This is a genomic window from Lancefieldella parvula (assembly GCF_963547875.1).
GTDB lineage: Bacteria > Actinomycetota > Coriobacteriia > Coriobacteriales > Atopobiaceae > Lancefieldella > Lancefieldella parvula_D.
Window position 1 is genome coordinate 72937 of sequence record NZ_CAUUSI010000005.1, and the last position, 22094, is coordinate 95030.

18 protein-coding genes are annotated in these 22094 nt (G+C 47.3%); 4 read left to right on the plus strand and 14 right to left on the minus strand.

Annotated elements, in window-relative coordinates:
* Window positions 1-2: 2 nt before the first annotated feature.
* The 5 genes from tatC to RWJ96_RS03420 all read right to left on the minus strand — a co-directional run bounded on the left by tatC (window position 3) and on the right by RWJ96_RS03420 (window position 4086).
* Window positions 3-791 carry a twin-arginine translocase subunit TatC gene (gene tatC / locus RWJ96_RS03400; RefSeq protein WP_035426889.1) on the minus strand — a complete coding sequence of 263 codons (789 nt, stop codon included), beginning with the start codon at window positions 789-791 and terminating at the stop codon, window positions 3-5.
* An 18-nt stretch (window positions 792-809) separates the two neighbouring features.
* Complete coding sequence (locus RWJ96_RS03405) at window positions 810-1433, minus strand: twin-arginine translocase TatA/TatE family subunit (protein ID WP_314018939.1); 624 nt, start codon at window positions 1431-1433, stop codon at window positions 810-812.
* Between the two features lie 75 nt (window positions 1434-1508).
* The gene (locus RWJ96_RS03410) at window positions 1509-1820 is read right to left on the minus strand and encodes an STAS domain-containing protein (protein WP_314018940.1); all 312 of its coding nucleotides are present in this window, start codon (window positions 1818-1820) and stop codon (window positions 1509-1511) included.
* A 9-nt stretch (window positions 1821-1829) separates the two neighbouring features.
* Complete coding sequence (locus RWJ96_RS03415; RefSeq protein WP_314018942.1) at window positions 1830-2606, minus strand: tetratricopeptide repeat protein; 777 nt, start codon at window positions 2604-2606, stop codon at window positions 1830-1832.
* Between the two features lie 88 nt (window positions 2607-2694).
* Window positions 2695-4086: an aminotransferase class I/II-fold pyridoxal phosphate-dependent enzyme gene (locus RWJ96_RS03420; RefSeq protein ID WP_314018943.1), complete on the minus strand. Its 1392-nt coding sequence runs from the start codon at window positions 4084-4086 to the stop codon at window positions 2695-2697.
* 72 nt (window positions 4087-4158) lie between these two features.
* Here RWJ96_RS03420 and RWJ96_RS03425 point away from each other — a divergent pair, with 72 nt between their 5' ends.
* Window positions 4159-4428: a hypothetical protein gene (locus RWJ96_RS03425; RefSeq protein ID WP_314018944.1), complete on the plus strand. Its 270-nt coding sequence runs from the start codon at window positions 4159-4161 to the stop codon at window positions 4426-4428.
* Between the two features lie 364 nt (window positions 4429-4792).
* On the opposite strand, the gene nhaA is transcribed toward RWJ96_RS03425, so the two are convergent.
* Entirely contained in the window at window positions 4793-6169 is a 1377-nt protein-coding gene (gene nhaA / locus RWJ96_RS03430) for a Na+/H+ antiporter NhaA (protein WP_314018946.1), read from the minus strand.
* Window positions 6170-6373: 204 nt separating this feature from the next.
* Here nhaA and RWJ96_RS03435 point away from each other — a divergent pair, with 204 nt between their 5' ends.
* Window positions 6374-7231, plus strand: coding sequence for a DegV family protein (locus tag RWJ96_RS03435; RefSeq protein WP_314018948.1), 858 nt, complete (start codon window positions 6374-6376; stop codon window positions 7229-7231).
* Between the two features lie 103 nt (window positions 7232-7334).
* Here the strand turns inward: RWJ96_RS03435 and rnhA are convergent, their stop codons facing one another.
* The gene (rnhA, locus tag RWJ96_RS03440) at window positions 7335-7847 is read right to left on the minus strand and encodes a ribonuclease HI (protein WP_314018950.1); all 513 of its coding nucleotides are present in this window, start codon (window positions 7845-7847) and stop codon (window positions 7335-7337) included.
* Between the two features lie 34 nt (window positions 7848-7881).
* Entirely contained in the window at window positions 7882-10620 is a 2739-nt protein-coding gene (gene polA / locus RWJ96_RS03445; protein ID WP_314018952.1) for a DNA polymerase I, read from the minus strand.
* Between the two features lie 248 nt (window positions 10621-10868).
* On the opposite strand from polA, the gene RWJ96_RS03450 reads away from it, so the two are divergent.
* Window positions 10869-12962, plus strand: a complete 2094-nt coding sequence (locus RWJ96_RS03450) for a glutamine synthetase III (protein WP_314018953.1) — start codon at window positions 10869-10871, stop codon at window positions 12960-12962.
* A gap of 120 nt (window positions 12963-13082) precedes the next feature.
* Here RWJ96_RS03450 and RWJ96_RS03455 read toward each other — a convergent pair whose 3' ends face one another.
* Window positions 13083-14369, minus strand: coding sequence for an ABC transporter substrate-binding protein (locus RWJ96_RS03455; protein WP_314018955.1), 1287 nt, complete (start codon window positions 14367-14369; stop codon window positions 13083-13085).
* Window positions 14370-14413: 44 nt separating this feature from the next.
* On the minus strand, window positions 14414-15004 hold the full coding sequence (locus tag RWJ96_RS03460) for a manganese efflux pump MntP family protein (protein WP_314018956.1): 591 nt from the start codon (window positions 15002-15004) through the stop codon (window positions 14414-14416).
* 105 nt (window positions 15005-15109) lie between these two features.
* On the opposite strand from RWJ96_RS03460, the gene RWJ96_RS03465 reads away from it, so the two are divergent.
* Window positions 15110-16075 (plus strand): zinc dependent phospholipase C family protein, encoded by a 966-nt coding sequence (locus tag RWJ96_RS03465; protein ID WP_314018958.1) that lies wholly within the window; start codon window positions 15110-15112, stop codon window positions 16073-16075.
* Window positions 16076-16226: 151 nt separating this feature from the next.
* Here RWJ96_RS03465 and RWJ96_RS03470 read toward each other — a convergent pair whose 3' ends face one another.
* From RWJ96_RS03470 to RWJ96_RS03485, 4 genes are all read right to left on the minus strand, one after another.
* Entirely contained in the window at window positions 16227-16595 is a 369-nt protein-coding gene (locus RWJ96_RS03470; RefSeq protein ID WP_314018959.1) for an arsenate reductase family protein, read from the minus strand.
* A gap of 20 nt (window positions 16596-16615) precedes the next feature.
* Entirely contained in the window at window positions 16616-16798 is a 183-nt protein-coding gene (locus tag RWJ96_RS03475) for a hypothetical protein (RefSeq protein ID WP_314018960.1), read from the minus strand.
* A 69-nt stretch (window positions 16799-16867) separates the two neighbouring features.
* Complete coding sequence (gene ligA, locus RWJ96_RS03480) at window positions 16868-18985, minus strand: NAD-dependent DNA ligase LigA (protein WP_314018961.1); 2118 nt, start codon at window positions 18983-18985, stop codon at window positions 16868-16870.
* A 54-nt stretch (window positions 18986-19039) separates the two neighbouring features.
* Complete coding sequence (locus tag RWJ96_RS03485; RefSeq protein ID WP_314018962.1) at window positions 19040-22084, minus strand: DUF4422 domain-containing protein; 3045 nt, start codon at window positions 22082-22084, stop codon at window positions 19040-19042.
* Window positions 22085-22094 lie beyond the last annotated feature (10 nt).

Here is a 22094-nt window from a genome sequence, read left to right on the forward strand (position 1 = left end):
TACTAGATTTTGTCCAGCTCATGCTGCTCATAGTCCTCGCGACTCCACTTAAGAGCAGCTTTGCCATCGCGGGCAATAATGACGTAGCGAGCAACAGCCAGAGCAACTTCGTACAGAAGGATAAGAGCTGCAAACATCAAAATCATAGTGACAGGTGATGCGTCAGGAGTGACAACTGCAGAGAGGATCATCAATCCAACGTAAACATAGCGCCACTGCTCACGCATATCCTTGTAAGGAACAAGGTGAAGAATAGCCAGGTAGAAGATAACCAGAGGAAGCTGGAACGCAACACCAAAACCAATCTCAAACATCATAATAATGTTGAGGTAATCGCTTGCCTCATTAATGGTTCCTGCAAATTCCTGCGACTGGCCAATCATCCAACCAATTGCGGTGTTCAAAATGATGAAGTAGCAGAACAGCATACCCAAGAAGAACAGGGTAATCATGGCTGCCACGGTAGGAACAACCCACTTGCGCTCTTTAGCGTTAAGCGCAGGCAAGAAGAAAGCCATAATCTCCCAGATGATAATAGGTGTACAAATAATCACCGAGAAGAAGAAAGCCACCTTAAACCTGATACTAAAGCCGCCAAGGACCGAGATAACCGTAAGCTTACCGTCAGTTAAAAACTCCCTGATAGGGTCAATCAAGATCTCAATCAATGCAGGTGTAGCAAAATAAATAATGATTGCGGTAACAAAAAGCGATACCACCACAATAGTCACACGACGACGGAGTTCTCCCAGGTGATCAAAAAGTGGCATACGAGCTGGAGTAATAGGCATTACACGCGAAAGCTGGACTTATGCGTCCTGGCTTTCTCCCTCCTCTCCAGCAACTTCTTCTTTCTTGTCTTCTGCTATGGAGCGAGAAGAACGTGCAGATCCAAGGTTATAGAGGTCTTTTGCAGATGGAACGGCAGCAGGAGTCTCTTCTGCGGCCTGAGGTGCCACGTGCTCGGTTACCTCTGTGGAATCATCTGAGAAAGCAACAGAAGAGGTAGCTTGTGGTGCAGTTGCAGGAGCCTCGTCAGCAGAAGCAGCCTCTGCCTGCTCAGCCTCCTGGGTCTGCTCGGCCTGCTTGCTCTGCTCAGCTGCCTCAGCAGCAACCTTCTCAGCTGCCTCACGCTCTTCCTTGAGACGAGCACGACGCTCAGCAAAGGTCTCCTGGCGATCTGTATCCTCGCGGTCAGCATCAGATGCAGCATTTTTAAGCTGCTCGGAGCGCTTGGGTTTCTCGTGAAGTGCATCCGCCGCAGGATCAAGTAAGTCTGCACGGACAACTTTATTAAAGCCTTCTTGAGCGTTCTGGAACTGTCTGAGAGCACGGCCAAGCGTGCGACCCATACCAGGTAATTTATCAGGACCAAATACTAAGAATGCAAAGAGCAGAATTAGTACGAGCTCTGTTTCTCCAATGCCAAACACAAGCAATACCTTTCTGGAACAAACATAAACAAGCTCTTTGAACGGTTACATCAAAGAGCTTGCAAGTTACTAAACCTACTTGCGAACGTTAAGGTCTTTATCAACCCCAAGAAGCGTAAAGACACGCTCCACGTTTTTCTGAGGGTTTGCAACAACAAGCACAGAACCGCTCTCTTGTGCTCGATGTGCAGCGCCCACTAAAACGCCAATGCCCGTCGAATCAATATAAGCTACCTCAGCAAAATCAGCTTCAACTTCTTTTGCTCCATCGGCGAGCGCAGTATCCAAAGCATCACGAAGCTCGGAGGCGTTTGATACGTCTACCTCGCCCTCAATGCGAATAATGGTCTTTGTATCTGTAATTTCAGAGCTTATCTCTAGTGCCATAACTCCTCCTTACTTGGTGTTATTTGAAGAGGTAGAGGTGTTTCCGTTTAATGCATCAAGAACTTTCTGTGCATTATCCCTCACACCGGCGCTATTATCGGAATCCTTTTCAATTGCCTTCTGCAGTGCCTCTTTTGCAAGATCTACTTGATCAGTAACACGATACATCATTCCCAAATTAAGCCAACCGTTAGCATAGTCTGGAGAGCGATCCGTTACTGCCTTAAGTGCCTCAACAGCACCTGTTTGATCTCCTGCGTAGAACTGTGCAATTGCCCTATCAACACGGACTTCATCAGAATCATTTGAAGCAAGATACGTATCGTACTCGGCAATTGCCTTGTTAATCAGCTGTAAAGACTGCTTCTGAACAGAGTCATCTTGAGAGGAGCTCTTAAGTGCCATTCCCCAGCCTAGATACGTACGAGCCAGATCAAGATGTGCTGGTAGATTATCTGGATTGGACTGAATAGCAGACTCTTTTTCTTCTGCCTGTTTCTGATAGACCTGGTTAATAGCCTCAGGAGAATTCTGATGGTTCTGATTCTGCTTTTGAGAGTTAGAGAAAATGCTGGCCAGGGAAGGCAACATCATAGAAATAGCAATAAAGAGCGAGAATACTCCAATAGCAATCTTCATGCCTGTAGAAGGACCTGGTTTTTTAGGAGCCTCATCGGGCTTGCGGTCCTTTGCCTTCTTTTTTGCGGTCTGGTTTGCCATAGCAACCAGCTCTTTTTCTGCCTTCTGTTCTGGTGTAAGTTCTGGCTTTGAAGTATTAGTTGGCATTCAACATCCAATCGCTTTTTCTAAACATAGTTAATCAAGATACGGCAGAATGGGCTTACTTTCAAAGTAAATACCAAAGTTACACAAGCTATCCCCAGATGCTCTGACCACGATCAACTTTTGCAAGTCGAGCACTTACCTGTTTAACAGCAACAATAAAGACATCAAGCGCTGCATCAAGCTCTTCCAACGTTGGATAACTTGGAGCAATTCTGATATTAGTATCAAAGGGATCCTTGCCACTTGGCCACGTAGCACCTGCAGGTGTCATGGTAACGCCCAGTTCATTGGCGCGAGAAACAATTGCGCGCGCAGACCCAACAGGACCGTCAAACGAGACAAAGTAGCCGCCCTTAGGACGAGACCAGGTTGCAACAGCTAAATCGCCCAGTCCTTCCTGCAGTTTGCGTTCCACCAGATCAAAACGTGGTCGGAGCAGCTCAGCATGCTTTTGCATATGAGCTTCAATGCCGTACGCATCTTTGAGGAAACGTACATGCGCCAGCTGCGAGATTTTCTCGGGAGAAACACGAGCAACCTTGAAAGCGCTCTGGATTTCTTTAATGTCCGCAGGGCTTGCGGCAACCCATGCCATGCCTGAGCTTGGGAAGGTTACCTTTGCCGTTGAGGCAAAAGCAATAACCAGGTTCTTTTGAGCATCGTCTGCAGCAACCTCTGCAAGTGCATCAAAGATATTGAGGAGCTGAGGAGCCTCAGATTCTGGTACAAAGGCGTGAATTGCGTAGGCGTTATCCCAGAAGATTCTAAAGTCAGGAGCAGCGGGTTTGAGGTTTGCAAACGCACGGACAACCTCATCTGAATAGGTGATACCGGTAGGGTTTGCAAAACGTGGTACGCACCAAATTCCTTTAACAGAGCTGTCGTTCTCAACAAGCTCCTTGACCACGTCCATATTTGGACCATCTTCAGTCATAGGTACGGCAACGTTTTCAAGCCCGTAATGCTGTGTAATAGCAAAATGGCGGTCATAGCCTGGAGCAGGGCACAGGAACTTGAGCGTGGTACCCTGAGCCTTTGCAGCCGCCATCTGCTCTGCCCAAGAAGGCTGACCAGCAAGACCGTGGGTTACGGCATAAGAAATAATGTCGTGCATAAGGTTAAGGCTAGAAGAGCCATTTGCAATGACCTGATCGGCAGGTAAACCTGTGAGCTCTGCAGCGAAGGCTCGCGCAGAAGGAAGACCCCAAGGGTCTCCATAGTTGTCTGCAAAAGAGCCGCTGTCAGTCAGGTCAGAAGTAGAGTTCAGCTCGTCAAGCATAGGCTTAGACAACGCCGTCTGTGCAGGGCTTGGCTTTCCGCGAGCCATATCAAGCTGGAGGTTTTTCTCGCCAAGTGCACGAGCTTCTTGTCCAATAAGCTCAAGAGCTTGGTTAAGCTCAGCATCGCTCATCTTCTGATAAGCGTTTTGCTCAGAGGTTGACTTTGGCTGGAACAGCTCGCGAGAAACTAGCTCAAACATGACACTCCCCTTTTCGGTCTCTGCGTGATACAAAGTATAGGTGATTTGAAAATCGACGCGACAAGGAGAATCATGGCAAATTCTACACAGCCTGGCATGCGCTCGGAGGCATATGGCGAGCTCCAGCACCTTGTTGATAATCTTTATAAACGCAAACCCTCGGGCACAGTCACTAAGGTTGACGTGCTGATTCAAGCTGAAGTAGATGATCTTGAAGAGGATTTACAAGAGGTTATTGAGTTGATTCCATCGGGCACATATGTCCGCGCTCGCCTCTGCGATCAGATTAACTCAATTGTTACAGCACACGGTTGGGGTTTTACCTACGGTACCGTTGAGTAACCATAGCTTATTGATTTTATATAAGTGATAAAATTGCATATATGCGGGGTCTTTTTCTCACAAGTTGGAGGCTCGTCATGTTTGACTCTTGGAAAGATTTTTTCATTAGCATCTTTAATAGAGGTATATTTTTTGATGCTTCTACTCCAAGAGCTTATCTTATTAATAAGATAGTCAATATTTGTTTACTTCTTATATGGCTATTCACCATTGCCTTAATGTGTCTCTCTCCTGCAGGGCAAGATGCCTCAATAGGCGGAGTGAACATTCTACACGCCAGTTTTTTAATAACTTCTGCGTATTATTTTGTGGGGCTCTGCATTTTAATAGTCAGGGATAGAAAGAGTCGTACGTCTCATTAGGTTCATTCTTGTACGGCGTCTTCCCTTAAGCTACTCTGCCTTTGGCGCTTGTAAAACTCTGCGAGGTGTACAAAAAGTAGGCCCAAGATAGCTGAAGCAAATGATGCAGCAAGAACGGCTACTTTAGCTGCAAGAATCTCTCCTGCATCTGGGAATGCAAGGTTAGAAATAAGAATTGACATGGTAAAGCCTAAGCCACCCATCAGACCAACGGCTGCAATCTGAACCCAGTCAACCTTTGCAGGAAGTTTGCAGATTTTAACCTTTACCAACAGGAATGTCACAAGAATAATTCCCAATGGCTTTCCAAGAACGGCGCCAAAGAATACGCCGTGAGCAATGTTACTGCTAAGAAGCGCACCAAAATCAGCACCTACCAGCGTAATCTGTGCATTAACAAACGCAAAGATAGGAAGAACAACAAAGTTTACAAAGACGGAAATATAGTGCTCAACACGCTGAAGCGGTGGAGTTACGTGGTGCATGACCTGCTCAATAGAGTTAGCACCATGTGTAAAGTCATGCTGACCCAAAACGTGATGCTCATCGTCGTAGTGATCGTCAAGCTCACGAGCGCGTCTTGAAAGCCAGCTTCCCAGCTTGCTCAAGCGAACATCAGAGTGAGATGGCAAGAAGAAGGCAAGAAGAACGCCTGCAAGGGTTGCATGAATTCCCGAGTGGTACATGCAGACCCAGAGAACCAAACCAACAAGCAAATAAGGACCAGAAGAATAAATCTTCAGGCGATTCATTCCCCACAAAATAACAAGAATACCAAGAGAAGCTGCTAACCAGGCAATATTTGGCGTGTGACCATAGAAAAGCGCAATGACCACAATAGCCAGGATATCGTCGGCAATAGCAAGTGTCTGGAAGAACACCTTAGTCTGCGGACTAATTCTGTTTCCTAAGAGCGACATAACGCCAAGCGCAAAGGCAATATCGGTTGCAATTGGTGTTGCCCATCCATGAGGGGCAGTGCTTGCGTTAAGCGCCAGATAAATAAGAGCAGGAACTGCAACGCCACCAACAGCCGCAAGCATAGGAAGCATTGCCTGTCTTGGCTTTCTAAGCTGGCCAACAGTTACTTCATACTTGAGCTCAATACCTACCAGCAAGAAGAAGATTGCCATAAGGAAATCATTCACAAAGGTTTCTAGAGCCATATGTGCATGAATCATTCCAAGCGAGAAACTCATTTGCACTTCAAGAATTTCTCGAACCACCTCATGAGCAGGTGAGTTGGCAACTACAAGCGCAATAAGAGCTGCAAGTACCATGACTGCTGCCGCAATAGTGCTGTTAGAGGTGATTTTCTTTAGAGAAGAGCGCTGACTAATTCTTCTTACAACTGCGGGCTCTCTATAAATACTAGACATTATCTGCCGTTCTCTCTTTATCTAAATGGTATTGACCGTTAGCTATGAAAGTTTTTCTCGATGTATATGCCTAGTGTACCGTCTACCTACCGTTGAGGGCAACTTGTCATATCTCAAGAAAACGGGGTATATCTCTATGTAAAATGTGGGTAATAGAAAGTCAACGTTTAGCTACTTGTAGCACGTATATATTTGGAGCGGATAATGGACACTAAACGAATTGCCATCATCACAGACTCAGGAACTAATGTCCCACCTGATTTTGTTGCTGAACACAATATTCGTATCACCCCACTTCGCATTAACTATTCTGACGGCTCTTCCTACGAGTCTGGTATTACCATCACGCCAGCTGATCTTGTTGCTCGCTTTGAAGAAGAAGTTCCTAAGACATCACTTCCTTCTCCTGAGGGCATTAAAGCTGCCTTTGATGATGCAAAAGCAGCGGGGTACGAGGGTGCTGTTTACGTTGCTATCTCCTCTGGACTTTCTGCTACCTGCGATACTGCTCGCATGATTGCGGAGTCCATTACAGACTTCCCTATTTATGTTGTTGATACCAAAAACATTGGCATTGCTTCTGGCCTTATTGTTATTGAGGCTCAACGCCTTATTGAGCAGGGCCTTTCTCTTGAGGAGATTGGCGCCAAACTTGATCAGGCTTCTCTGAACACACGCGTATACTTCTCCGTTCCAAGCCTTGAGTATCTACGTAAGGGTGGCCGCATTTCTGAGGCAATTTATCGCATTGGTTCCATGTTAAACATCAAACCTGTTCTTACCTGCGATGAGAACGGCAAATACACCATTGCCAAGAAGACTCGCGGTTGGCAGAAGTCTCTTGCAGGACAGATTGCTCTAGGAGCAGCCTTTGCTCAGCAATTTGACCGCGTCCATGTGGGAATTTGCTGCTCTGCGCCAAATATCATTTACTCCGAAATGGAAGCCATGATTAAAGAAGCAATCCCTAATGTCACCGACTTTAGGTATGTCGAGGCTGGCTCGGACCTTCTTGTCCATACGGGACCAGGCCTTGTTGGCTATGCCGTATTTGGCTACTAAAAGTTAATCGCTTCATGCAACTAAGAACAGCCGTCTACTCAGGCGGCTGTTTTCTTGTAGAGAGTATGTACGGCGAGAAGATCTTCTCGCCCAAGCATGTGCGTTACAGCAATGGCTGATCCGCGAAGAAACCTTGGTCGTCAAGGAGATTGGAGCCGTCAGCTGCTTCAGTTGCCAGCTGATCACAGCGCTCGTTAAGTGGATGACCTGCGTGGCCCTTGACCCACTTGAAACTTACCTCATGGTCTTCCATAGCAGCAAGGAGGCGCTTCCAAAGGTCTACGTTTTTGACAGGCTCTTTAGAAGCCGTCTTCCACCCTTTTCTAATCCATCCCGAGACCCATTTTTGATTAAACGCGTCAACCACGTACTTGGAATCGGAATAAAGCTCTACTTGGCAGGGGCGCTTAAGCGCTTCAAGTGCAACAATGACGCCAAGGAGCTCCATACGGTTATTCGTAGTGGTTTTATAACCCTGACTGAACTCTTTTGTATGCTGCTGGCCGGAGGGATCGGTGTACAGAAGCACTGCCCCATAGCCACCAGGACCAGGGTTTCCTCGAGACGCACCGTCTGTATAGACTGTGACGTGCATGTATGAGGTTGGAGCCTCCATACTAAATCTCCTCTAAAACGTGCGTTGAACGTGCCTACTTTGCCTCAGCCCAATTGGAACCATAGCTGACATCGGCAATGAGTGGAACACGCAGAGTAACAACGTCTTCCATGGTCTCTTTTACTAGTTTAGAGACTGTCTCAATCTCTGACTCAGGAACTTCTAAGTCAAGTTCGTCGTGAATCTGAAGAATCAGCTTTGATGCAAGACCCTCATCACGCAGGCGTTTCTCGACATTAATCATTGCAATTTTGATAATGTCTGCGGCACTTCCCTGCATAGGGTGATTCATTGCAGTGCGCTCACCGAAGGCAATGAGCTGGCGATTTGACTGGTTGAACTCTCTAATGTGGCGCTTGCGGCCGTACATGGTAATCGCATAACCAGTCTCGTGAGCAGTGCGGACGGAATCGTCAAGGTATGCTCGAACACCAGGATATGCATCAAAGTAGCGGTCAATCATCTCTTGTGCTTCCTTGCGGGAAATCTTAAGAGACGTTGCCAAACCAAAGGCCTGCTGACCATAGACAATGCCAAAGTTAACTGCCTTAGCACGGCTACGAAGCGCTGGAGTGACCTCTTCAACAGGTACGCCAAAGACACGGGCGGCAGTTGCGGCGTGGAAGTCAGCACCAGAGTTAAATGCTGCTACCAGGTGCTCGTCAGCCGAGAGATGCGCAAGCAGGCGAAGCTCAATCTGAGAGTAGTCGCAGGCGAGAAACACACTGCCCTCGGGAACGGTAAAGGCAGTGCGAACACGATGTCCAAGCTCAGAACGGGTAGGAATGTTCTGCAGGTTTGGATCAGAGCTGGAAAGTCTACCTGTTGCAGCAACAGTCTGGTTGAACGTGGTGTGGATACGCTTATCGCCACGAATAAGTGCAGGAAGCGCATCGAGATAGGTTGATTTGATCTTGGCGCGCTCACGATATTCAAGGACGTCAGCAACAATCTGGTACTCCTGCGCCAGCTCTCCTAGAACTTTTGCGTTGGTGGAGTAGAAACCAGTGCGCGTCTTTTTGAGGCCATAGGTTGGAAGTTTAAGCACGTCAAACAAGATATGAGAAAGCTGGCTTGGAGAATCCAAGTTGAAATCTTCACCTGCAGTCTGGTGAATACTTGCCACGCGCTGCGCAATATCTTCCGCTAGCTGGGCAGACTGCTGAGCAAGTTTTTGAGGATCAACGTAGAGACCACGACGCTCCATTGCGGCAAGGACCGGTAGAAGCTGCATTTCAAGCGCAGCAAACAGCTCATATGAGCCATCGTCTTCAAGCTTTTTAGTCAGTACAGGAACAAGGTTTCTTGCAGCTACTGCTCTTAATGCTGCTGCAGGGATCTCATCTGTAGGCTCAGGAAGCTCAGAGCCAAAGTACAGTTCAACCAAGCCATTAATATCAAAACTTGAACGATCAGACTCAAGTAGATAGGCAGCAACGCCTGTGTCAAAGAGGCGATCAGAATCAATGGTTTCAATATCCATCTTCTGTGGCTCAGACGAATCAACAGGGCTTACCTCGTGCAGCAGCGCCTTGACATCGTCTGCAGCAACACGGGCTTCTCGCAAAATACGCAAGAGTGCAGCAGTTGCATTTTCTCCCTCAAACTTAAGAAGTGCCTTTTCTGTAGACACCCAAAGTGTGCGAGAAAGGCTAAAGAGTGCTCCAGCGTCCGCCGCAGAATCCTGGGCAACGCCAATCCACTCTTGGTTCTCAAGAGCAGCGGTCAGAGCAGCAGATGCGTCTCCTGCCTGCAAATACTCTGACGGAATAGGAAGCGCAGGTGTCGCAGAGGCGGTTTGTGCAACTGAACCAGCGGCAGAGCCACCAGCCATGCGAGCAAGCCTTGAGGTCATGCCCGTAAAGCCCAAAGCCGAGAAAGCCTTGACCACGTCATTTGGATCAAATGTTGGGAACTGAGCGTCGTCCAGGTTGATATCAAGCGGCGCATCAGTGCGAATAGTAGCAACCTTGCGGGAAAGCAGCGCGTCATCAATGTGGGCGCGAAGGTTTTCTCCCACCTTGCCCTTGACCTCGTCAGCGTGAGCAATGACCTGGTCAAGCGAGCCATACTCCACAATCAGCGCAGCGGCTTTCTTGGGGCCAATTCCGGGAACGCCCGGAATGTTGTCGGAAGAATCTCCCTTAAGACCATAGAAATCTGGAACAAGCTCAGGCGTAATACCTGCATAGAGATCTGCCACAGTCTCTGGTGTCATAATTGAGACGTCAGAGACGCCCTTGCGCGTAGAGACAATCTTGACGTTTTCTGTGGAGAGCTGATACATATCGCGGTCGCCCGTGAAGAGCAGCATCTGATAGCCCTCTGCCTCACCGCGGCGAGCAAGGGTGCCCAAGATATCGTCGCCCTCCCAGCCTTCAAGCTGGCAGACAGGAACATCAAGCGTCTTGAGCAGCTCCTTGACTATGGGAAACTGTGCATGCAAAGCGGGGTCCATCGGAGGACGCTGAGCCTTGTACTGAGGCAACATATCAATGCGAACCTGTGGTTTACCCTTATCAAAGGCGCAAATGACACCATCTGGCGAGAAGGACTCAACAAGCTTGATAAACATGTTGAAGAAGCCAAACAACGCGCCAGTTGGCGTACCATCTGGAGCTGCCATTGGCTGACGGATTGCATGGAATGCTCGGTGCATGAGCGAGTTTCCGTCAATAACGGCAATGGTCCTACGTGGTTTAACTGCACCTTCTTTGATTGATGCAACCTCGTTTTGATCTGTAGTATCAACTGGCATAGTAGTATCAGACATACCTGCTCCTCTTAGTTTTGTGTGCTTCTATTGTACTAAGAGTTCCTCTGCTTATGCGCGCCAGAGCCCATGGAAACAAAGCCCACATCTCATTTGGGCAGCGGCCAAAATTTTTTGTAATCGTTATGTTTCTGTTTGCATCCTCGCCACCCTCTCAGTGGCAAACGTGCGAAAATAACAACCAACATAACGTGCCTAGCACGCGAGAAAACAGACTAACTGCCAGCATTTACCCACAAGGAGGGGCTGTGGCTCACGACAAAGTTTCTCAAGAATTTGGCTCACTTCTCTTTACCGACGCAGACATGCAAGAACGCCTGCCAAGGCCAACGTACAAGAAACTTCGTAGTGTCATCCAGGACGGCAAGCCGCTTGACCTCGACATTGCAAACGAGGTCGCGCATGCCATGAAAGAGTGGGCGCTAGAAAAAGGTGCCACTCACTTCACCCACTGGTTCCAGCCTCTCACAGGCATTACCTCCGAGAAGCACGACAGCTTTATGACTCCTCAGGGAAACGGCACTATTTTGATGTCCTTCTCGGGAAAAGAGCTGGTACAGGGCGAACCTGACGCATCAAGCTTCCCTTCTGGCGGTCTGCGTGCCACGTTTGAGGCGCGCGGTTACACGGTTTGGGATCCTGCAAGCCCAACTTTCATCAAAGATGAAGTCCTCTGCATTCCAACAGCATTTATTTCATACACCGGAGAAGCTCTAGACAAGCGTACTCCGCTACTTCGCTCTCAGGTTGCCCTTGAAAAGCAGGCTAAACGTGTGCTCGCTCTCTTTGGACAAGAGCCTTCTCGCGTTGTCACAAACATTGGTCCAGAGCAGGAATACTTCCTTATCAAAGAGGAAGATTTTGAGCAGCGCCCTGACCTTATTCTGTGTGGTCGTACCCTCTTTGGTTGCGAACCAAGCAAAGGTCAGGAGCTTGACGAGCACTACTTTGGTGCCATTCGTCCAACCGTCAATGACTTTATGAAAGAGCTTGATGATGAGCTCTGGAAGCTGGGTATTCCTGCAAAGACTAAGCATAACGAGGTAGCACCTTGCCAGCACGAGCTTGCACCCGTCTTTGAGCAGGGAACTCTCGCTATTGATAACAACCTTCTGACCATGGAGAAGCTCAAGCTTCTTGCAACTCACCATGGCCTTGCCTGCCTTGAGCACGAGAAACCCTTTGAGTATGTCAACGGTTCTGGTAAGCACGATAACTGGTCGCTCTCTGCAGACAATGAGAACTTGCTTGAGCCTGGCGATAAGCCTGGTGAGAATCTTCGTTTCCTGGTCTTCCTTGCCTGCCTTGTAGCGGCCGTTGACTCCCACGCAGACCTTCTCCGCATGTCTGTTGCATCCGCTGGAAACGATCACCGTCTTGGTGCAAATGAAGCACCACCTGCAATTGTTTCCGTCTTCTTAGGTGCTGCACTTTCCGTAATCGTTGATGACCTCATCACAGGTTCCGACGTCCACGGCGCAAAGCGCACTCGTATGGATCTGGGCGTACCAACACTTCCTGCAGTTCTTAGGGACAACACAGACAGAAACCGTACCAGCCCCTTTGCGTTTACTGGTAACAAATTTGAGTTCCGCATGTGTGGCAGCCAGCAGAATCTTTCTGACCCTAATGTTATTTTGAACACCATTGTTGCCGAGCAGTGTGACCGCTTTGCAAATGACCTTGAAAACGTTTCTGGGGAGAACTTCACTAAGGAAGCCTTGAGGTGGGTCATTAACACCTTTAAGGCTCACGAGCGGATCCTCTTTGAGGGCAATGGCTACTCAGGCGATTGGGAGAAACTTGCCGAGGAGCGCGGTCTTCCAAACCTCCGCACCACCCCTGAGGCACTCCCTGCAATGGTTGCTCCAGAGAACATTGAGCTCTTTGAGCGCTACGGCGTTCTTTCTCAGGCAGAAGCACAGGCTCGCTACATTGCAAAGGCTGAGCAGTACACCAAGGTCCTTAACATCGAAGCTCGTACCATGCTGTATATGACACGCCACATGTACCTGCCTGCCCTCTTTACCTACTCAAGTGATGTTGCCTCTTCAGTTGCTGCTAAACAGGCCATTGGCATTAAGAGTGCAGCAGAGACAGAGATCGTCGAGAAACTCACCGCCGGTATTGACGAAATTTACGCAGCTACCAACAGTCTTGATGAGATCAACACCACAGCTCACCAGATGAAAGATCAACCTCAGGAACAGTGCGAATACTACTGCAATGAGGTTCTTCCTGCTATGGCCCGCCTGCGTAGCGCCGTTGACTCCATGGAGCTCATCTGCGGACATGACTGGTGGCCAGTTCCTAGCTACAACAAGATGCTCTTCTACGTCTAGTGCTTCATCAGAACTTCTTGGCGAGAAAACAGGTCTTCTCGCCACTCCATCTTTAAAGCAAAACGGCTCAGTTTACCTGGGCCGTTTTTTGATGTTCAAATGCTTAACGTATGGAAAGAGCTATGCGTTGACCAACTTACTGTAGGTAGCGTGGACGTCTTCAAGCTTGATGAGATTTCCTTCTGCATCGGTTGGAGCAGGAGCTATCTGCATTGATTCACTTACTGCTGTCAAATTCAGACGATCTGCATACCAAGGCGTTGGTGTTCCCTCAATAACTGGCGAGAAAAACGAGTCCATTTCTCCCATGTGTTCAGCAGAATCTCGTTTGGTAATAAATTCCTGCCATAAATACGCTGAATACGTATGTTTTGACCCCTGACATACAAATGACCTTATCGTAGAGAAATAAGAAGTGCCTGGTAGAATAACTGAAAGATTATCAAAATCGTCTTTAGTAATTGCCCTATAAGCAGCGCTCAGCGGACAAACACAAGCCCTATACCTGCCAAATCCTGTGTCTCTAATAGCTTGATGGGTACTCTCAGAAAATGCGTCAACATTTTCAAACAAACTTTGGATAATTTGAGTGCCTTTATCTAGACCATACTGTCCTAAAAAGAGCGATTCAAACTTCTTGCCCGTATACGTAAGTGCGGGGTCAGGAATAACATACCTTCCACGCAGGCCATCTGTAAGAAGATCGGTCCATTCGTGAGGACGCAAAATCTTTTTCTCATTAAGGCGTTCTTGATTTACCAGTAAAACCAATGGATCTGCAGCGTAGGCATACCAGTGTCCGTTGGCGTCAAAAAACTCAGGGCGCACGTACTGGTCTGTTGAAGAAACTTCAAACGGTTGACAATATGCGGAAGTCTCAAAATTTTGCATAAGAGCTTCGCTTGCCAAGAAAATGACATCGGGTTTCTCAAAACCCCAATCAGTACCAGATTTGGTATCAGAAGTTTCAGACTCCGAACTCTTACCAGAAGTATATGTTTGCTGAATAAACTCCTGAATTTCTTCCTCCGTTGCCTCACCCACCGTAACAGGCATAGAAAACATTCTTGAATATATTTCTACCAGGGGCTTTACCGCATCTTTGGAAGTACATAAAAGATTGAGAGAGCCCTCTCGTTGCGCAAGTTGAATAAGCGCTCGAGCGTAGCCTGGAACTTTTGAATTAAGCTGTGGAGGAAGAAGCTCCTGCTGAACATAAGAAATTCCTGGACTCAAAACGTTTGCTACCGTAGCTATTACAGGTGCAGCAACCGCCGAGACAGCCAGAATAATAAATGAGGTTCTTGTAACAGAAGTGGCAGTTGGTGGAGTGATCTTCTCATCAGGGTCTTTTGGTCCAAAAGTTTTATGCATCTTCTGGCGAAGACAATCTGGGATAAACTTCACGCTACCTCCTTACCTGCTACATAATCCGTCTGGTCAAACAGATTTTATCCAAAAAAGGCTTTTAGTCCAATCAGGATAAGTACTATACCGCCCACCATCTCGGCACGGTCCCCCAGAAGAGAACCAAGTTTTTTACCAATGAACAATGCAATAGTGCAGAGGATAGCGGTAATAACGCCAAAGAGTGTCGAGGCAACCAAAATGTCTACGCTATGTGCCCTAAAACTTACACCAACAGCAAATGCATCAATTGCCGTAGCAACAGCTTGAAATACTAGCTTGCCATAAGAGAGTGTTGTAGCGCCTTGCTGAGCTTCTTGTTGAGCTTCTTCCTCATCTTCTTCAGAAGCATCTTCTTTGAGCGCCTTATAGCCGCTGTACAGCATGTTTGAACCAATGAAGCCAAGAATAACCAACGAGACAATACCTGCGTACTTCTCAATCAACTCTGCTGCAATGCCACCAACAAAATAACCGGCAAGAGGCATGACAAACTGAAAGAGACCAAAGAAAAGTGGCATGCGCATAAGGCGAGAAAACCTATGGTCATCAAAGGCAAAGGTGTTAGAGATAGTGACAGAGAACGCATCTGTTGCAAGCGCCACACCCAGCATTAAAATTTCAAGTAGACCCATGTGTCAGTTCCCAGGTATCATTAAATCTTGTAACACGAAGGAGAAATTTTAACGCCTGTAAGCTGTTTTAGGCTACTCTTATATTGAAAAACTACGAGGAGTCTTATGCCTGCTTTAATAACCCACTATCTGTTTGGCGCAGAGGTGGTTCATGATTTACCGCAAGAACTTGTTGCAACTGATGCAGAGGTCAATGCATTCCTGCTTGGAAACCAGGGTCCTGATCCCTTCCTAGCACGTCATCTTGCCTGGCCAAACCACTCACTTGCCTGCAATAGACTACATCGTCGTATGCATGCAGGTCATATTGTTGACGCGTTTCTTTCTATTCGCGATGGTGTTTCTCGCCTACCGCAGAGCGACATGCCCGCTGGTCGTGCGTTTGCGCTTGGCCTCTTAGCGCACTACGCGCTGGATAGAATTGTCCATCCGTTTGTGTATTCTCAGCAAGATGCACTGATTGAGGCGGAGCCATCTCTCAAAAATGCCTACAGAGAACTCCATCCTATTATCGAGACAGATTTAGACTCATACCTTCTCTGGCACATGCGCCATACTACCGTTGAGACGTTCCCGCCAGCTGAGGTGCTTGAAGCAGTTGAATCAACCAAGCACGTTGGTGGCGCGCTCTTCTCGCAAGTAGCGCTTCAGGTATTTGACCTTAATGTTGGCGTTGGTGAGTACGAGAAGGCACTTCAGGATTACGCTCGCATCTACCACACTGTAGAGCGTACTGATCCTAAGTACACCACCAAGCTTCCTGACGTTTTGTATAAGACCGAGAAGTTCATGCGTCCTTCAAACAATTCGTACGTTGCGGCGATGGCCCATCGTATTGTTCAGACCGAGGACTTCCCTACGGCAAACCTCAAGCGTCTACCTTGGAAAGAGCCTTACACAGGAGAGATCAAGACTGAAAGCATTCTTGATCTTATGGATGAAGCTCGTGAGTTCTACAAAGAGCTTGTTCAGGCAACTATTTTGGGTCAGAGAATTACCCTGGAAGAGCTGGTCGATGGCATCAATTACATGGGTAAACCCGTTGTAGAAATGGTTGATGACGAGGACTAGCTTGCAGCAATACACAAATGCGCTGAGCACCTAAACACGTAAGAGAAAAGGCAACTACCTTGGTAGCTGCCTTTTTTACTAACGCTTATCTACAATCTGACACATGCTGTAAAAACGCATGCTGTAAAAACACATACCGTAAAAGTTGATTTTACAGAAGTGCTTCTTCCCATGCAGGTTCTTTAAACCCAAGCAAGATAGTATTTCCTGCAACCACCAAGGGGCGCTTTACCAGCATGCCTGTAGTGGCGAGCAAAATATAGGCATCACTATCGCTCATACCTGCATCAAGCTGCTCCTTGATGTTATTATCGCGATACACCATGCCTGAAGTATTGAAGAATTTCCTGATGGAGAGACCGCTCAGTTTGTGCCACTCAGCAAGCTCTTCTGCAGTTGGATTCTCCTCTTTAATATCGCGCAGTATATAAGAAACACTGTGTTCATCAAGCCATTTAAGAGCTCTCTTACAGGTAGTGCAGCGAGAATAACAAAGAACCAGGATGCTTTTATCTGCCATAGCTGTTCCTTTTAAATCAATTATCGATTACATAAACGCAAACTATTTTGAGTAGTAAGCAATCCTAAAATCAATATTCCAAGAGATATGCCATAGAGCATACCAACAAATAAATCATTAACGTTTGATGCCACACTCAGGATAATTGCCAAAATCAAAAACATCATTCCAAGAGAAATGTACTTGCTTTTTAGTAGGTTCATTTGGTCGTCTCCTTTTTCCTATAGTATCCAGATAGTTTAACTCTTCACCTTGTTACTAACCATGCACATTTATGCAGGTACCTGACCTGTTTCAAGAATTTGCTGAAGCGCAGCCTCATCAAGTACAGGAACACCCAAGCTCTCAGCCTTAGTAAGCTTAGACCCCGCGGCTTCTCCTGCTACTACAAAGCTAGTCTTTTTAGATACAGAGCCAGAAACCTTTGCTCCCATAGCTTTGAGCTGAGCACCAGCCTCATCACGTGTGAAGTGTTCAAGAGTTCCCGTTAAAACAAAGGTAAGTCCAGCAAGCGTCTGAGGAAGCTCATTTTCTGACTTCTCTTCCTCAAGCACCACGCCTGCTTGACGAAGACGCTCAACAACGGCAACATTTTCTGGTATCGAGAAGAACTCGTGTACAGACTCTGCAATCTTAGGACCAATACCTGGGATTTCAGCGATCTTCTCGACAGGGGCTGTAGCAAGCGCCTGGATAGAGCCAAACTCCTGGGCAAGGAGCTCTGCAACGTTAGCGCCAACATGCCTCATGCCAATACCAAAGAGCACGCGGCCAAGACCTCTTGTCTTTGATTCCTCAACCTTTGCCATAACTTTCTTAGCAATAGTATGACCCACGGGAATGCTATCACCAGAAAGGTGATCTGCAGTATCAGTATCGTACACACGGCCCGTAGGCATGCTGGACAGCGTTTCTTCAGTAAGCTTATCGTAGAAGTCGGCTACATCAGAGAGAACGCCCTCTTCAACCATGCGATTAATCAACTCGTCACCAAGGCCGTCAATGTCCATGGCCTTACGGCTACCCCAGTGAATCAGACGCTCAACTGCCTGAGCAGGACAATCAATAGAGACGCAGCGGAAGGCCACCTCTCCCTCCTCCTGAATAACAGGGCTACCACAGCTTGGGCAGGTAGCTGGCATCTGGAACTCAACAGCATCTGCAGGTCGAAGACTTAAAACTGGTCCTACAACCTCTGGAATGACATCTCCTGCCTTGTGGACAATGATGGTATCGCCCTCGCGCACGTTTTTACGACGAATCTCGTCAAGGTTGTGGAGAGTTGCACGCGCAATGGTAGAACCTGCAACAGTAACGGGATCAAACTCAGCAACAGGTGTGAGTACTCCCGTACGACCAACCTGAATACGAATTTCTCGCAAAACGGTCTGCTTTTCCTCTGGTGGGAACTTAAATGCAATAGCCCAACGAGGAGCGCGAGAAGTAAATCCTAGAGCCTCTTGGCTCGCAAATGAGTCAACCTTTACTACCACGCCATCAATGTCGTAGTTAAGATCTCCTCGCTGCTCAAGAGCTTGCGCACAGAAATCGTGGACTTCCTGAGCGCTCAGGCAACGACGGGCATGTGGATTAACATTAAAGCCGCAGCTACGAAGCCAGTTTAAAAACTCCCACTGACTGTGAACATCAAGAGGGCCTTCGTCGGCTACTGCGTAGATAAAGGTCTCAAGATCTCGGTGTGCTGTAATCTTTGGATCTTTTTGACGTAAAGAACCAGCGGCTGCATTTCTTGGATTAGCAAAAGGCTGTTTTCCAGCAGCATCCGCATCCTCATTCAACCGAATGAAGGAGTGCTTGGGCATATAAACTTCGCCGCGTACCTCAATGCTCTGGTTGAGACCTCTATTCTCTACCTGCTCAAGTCCTGCAAGTGCAAGTTCTCTTGGTACGTCAGAGATAGTCAAAACGTTTGCCGTAACGTTTTCTCCCGTACTACCATCACCTCGTGTAGCAGCACGTACAAACTGACCGTCACGATACGTGAGCGCAACACCTAAGCCGTCAATCTTAAGCTCACAGGTATATGCCACAGGGTTTGTAGGTGACGCACCAAGAGCCTCATCAGTTCTGGAAAGCCATGCATCCAGCTCCTCTAAGTTCATGGCGTCGTCCATGGAATACATGCGCGCGGCATGCTGGACAGGCTCAAACTGCTCAGAAACGTAACCACCTACGCGCTGGGTATAGCTATCCTCAGTAATAAGCTCTGGATATGCTGCCTCAAGCTGCTGAAGCTCAATAAGAAGGCGGTCAAACTCAGCGTCAGTAAGCTCTGGATTATCAAGGGCATAGTAGGCGTATGCCGCATGGTTCAAGATTCTATTGAGCTCTGCCGCACGAGCGACATCTTTTGGCGAAAGTGCTGCCATTACAACTCCAAACATAAAAACGTAGGTGCAAGAAATCTTGCACCTACCAGGTATTTATTTGCGTCCTCTTAAGGTTCTACCAAGGGCCTTAAGGGCTTCTCGCCTTGCGCTGCCATATGGTGCAATAGGGTCAATAATCTTGCGCAGAGGACTTGCATCAGAAAGCGCGCGCTCGTGGAACTCTGTGACGTCGGCGTCATTTCTAGCGCCTGGCACCATGTCCTGAATAATAACCTCGTAGAACGGAGTGTTGCGCGCGTACTTCCAGAAATAGGACGCCATGTCGCAGCTAGCGTTCTGCCAAGGCTTAATAGCACCAGCAAAGTGAACAATCTTTGGAGCACGACGTGCTGCCTGATAGTCATCAAAAACGCTATTTGGTGCCATTGGATAGAGTTTCTCGGCACGTCCAAAAATGTTATGCGTCACGTTCCAGTCAGCAGGAAGATAGACAACGCGACCCTGGCACTCGCTGTTCAGAATATCTTGATCGTTGTAGATAAAGATTGGATTGGATGCAATGCGCAACCATTCTGGAACAGTGTGATAGCGGCGCAGTTCAGCGGTATTAAAGACCATAACTCCCGCCTGGAAGTACGCATAAGGATTCTTGAGGTTAAGCACATCAAGGCTGTACTTCATGCGATCTCCACCGCGAACGTTAAGGTTTGCCAGATAATCAATATCAAGCGTTGCGGCAATAAGATTGTTGCCCATTCTTACATCAAAAAGTTCAGCAACATTACCGTTAACCACAAGGTCAGAGTCAAGATAGACAACCTTATCGTAAGCAGAAAGAATGTCTTGAGCCAAGAAACGGAAGTATGTCTCCACACTAATATGCGCGTTATTAGTGTCTAGCTTGTAGTCTTTGACCATGCGCCACACGTTATAGAACGTAATACGAGCATTCTTATAACGCGAGAAGTACTTCTTAACCATCTCCTGCTTTGAGCCGCCAATATTGGTATTAAGGACAACCACGTCGTAGAAGCGGTTAGGGTCGGCGTTTTCAAGCATTGAGCCCATAGCGCAGGTAAGAATTGGAACATAGTTGTTGTCTGCCGCAAAGACAACAGGAACAACGTTCTGGCTTGCAATCTCAGGCTTCTCTTCAAAGAGAGGAATAAACTTCTGACGAGGCTCTGGATTAGTAAAGTGAATGCACTGAAGCTCTTTTACCTTCCAGTTTTTGCCCTCTGTACGCAGCATATGCATACGCCAGATATTAAAGAGGCGCTCAGTTAGATGACCTGGGGTTCTTAGGGCTTCTTTGCTATAGGTAGACATATCAGTACGGGCAGTCCACTCGTCAACAAGTGGGAACACCCATGCTGCATAGCGATCAAAGAGCTCTTTACGCATGATATACATGTTGCAGAAGCACTGCTGATGACCGTTGAGAAAAGCGGTTACGTCCTCTGCATACTCTGGATGACGCTCAATGATAAGCGCAGCCATAGTATCCATATCCTTTGGATGGAGTAGCGGAGCGGAATGGTACTGCTCAAGAGGTGTGTTAGCGCTTCCAGGGAATTTGCGAATATCCTTTACCCCCGTGGTAATAAGGTCATAGCCTTCAATGCACTGAGCAATGGTCTGATCATCAAGACCATATTTCTTAATGGCATCTTCATCAATGAAGTCATCCATAACCTCACCAAACGGATTTTCTGGATAAACCGTGTCGGTAAAGTTGAAGTAGCGACGATAATGGCCAAAGCCAACATAGCGAGCATTGGCGATGTTCTTCCATGCCCAATACTGTGTAGTCATCTCACAGTACATTGGGTTTTTCTCGGTAATGCTATCGCCCTCATCGTCATGGAGCATATACGTAAAGCGATTACTCTTCTGACCTGGTCCTACCTGAATAGGCTGAAGGTAGTTGCTTGCGGGAACATCAACATCTTTATGAGAAGTGATAAGAATGCGAATAGGCTGCTGCTCAAACATCTTTACCATGTGCTTTCTTTCTAGATATTCCATGTGCTCATCGGCAATCTGTTTCATGCGAACTGCCCTATCAAACGACAGCCCCTCATCCTGATGCATGAGAGCAGCATATTTCTTTGCATACGTCCTGTAGCGATATGCATCACTGTCTTCTGGAAGCTCGGTTCCAGTAGCAATGGCCTCGTAAGCAATATCCCTTACAAAGCGATAGAGCTCTCGAGCTGCTACTGATGGTCCAAAGAGAATGGCAAACGGCTCAAGAGCAGCCTCTTGATCTTCAGGAGCAAGACGGAATCTCCACTCAGCACTCAAAAGCTCCAATAATCTATGCTTCATACCCCTAAACGAATTGAGATGAGCAATAGTATCTGTCTTGCCAATATAAAGTTCTACTTGATCAATGTTGTCTAAGAACTGATAGCAGAACTCTCCGAACTTATCTAAAGAAATACGAGAAGCACCAGTTACTCCGATACCATAGTGGTACAAAAAGCCTCTGCAAGACTCAAAACCATCGGCAGTCTGAGCCTTATCTGCCAGGATAAATACCTCATAGGCATCTTCTGCTCTTACCAGGCGCTCCGAAGTCATCTCTGCAAAGGCAGAGCGGAAAAGTTCTCCGCGATACAAGCGTTGCGTAGCTCGCCAATCAAGCTTCTGCCCATAGCTCTCATCATAAATAATGCGAAGGATATCGTCACCCTGAGTAAAGTCTGATTGTTGGTTAATGTAGCTTTCAAAAGACTTTGCATCAGTTGGGTCAACGCCATTTTCTGGAATAACAGTAATGCCAAGGTGAAGAATATCAACAGGGTTCTGATCAATATGAGCAACTACCTGCTCAAGAAAATCAGCAGTAACCTCATCATCACCGTCTAGGCAAAAGACCCACTCGCCTTTTGTATGAGCTGCAGCAGTTTTACGTGCCAGATGGAGGCCTTGATTGGTTGGATGAGTAATAACCTTGAACCTTGAGTCATCACCTACTGCCGTAACAATTTTCTCTGGAGTGGAATCTGTTGAGGCGTCATCTACAATAATTGCTTCAAAATCACCAAACGTCTGATTCTTTACACTTTGAATACAACGCCCAATGTATGATTCGATGTTGTATGCAGGAATTACAAAAGAAACCTTAGGCATACCAACTCCT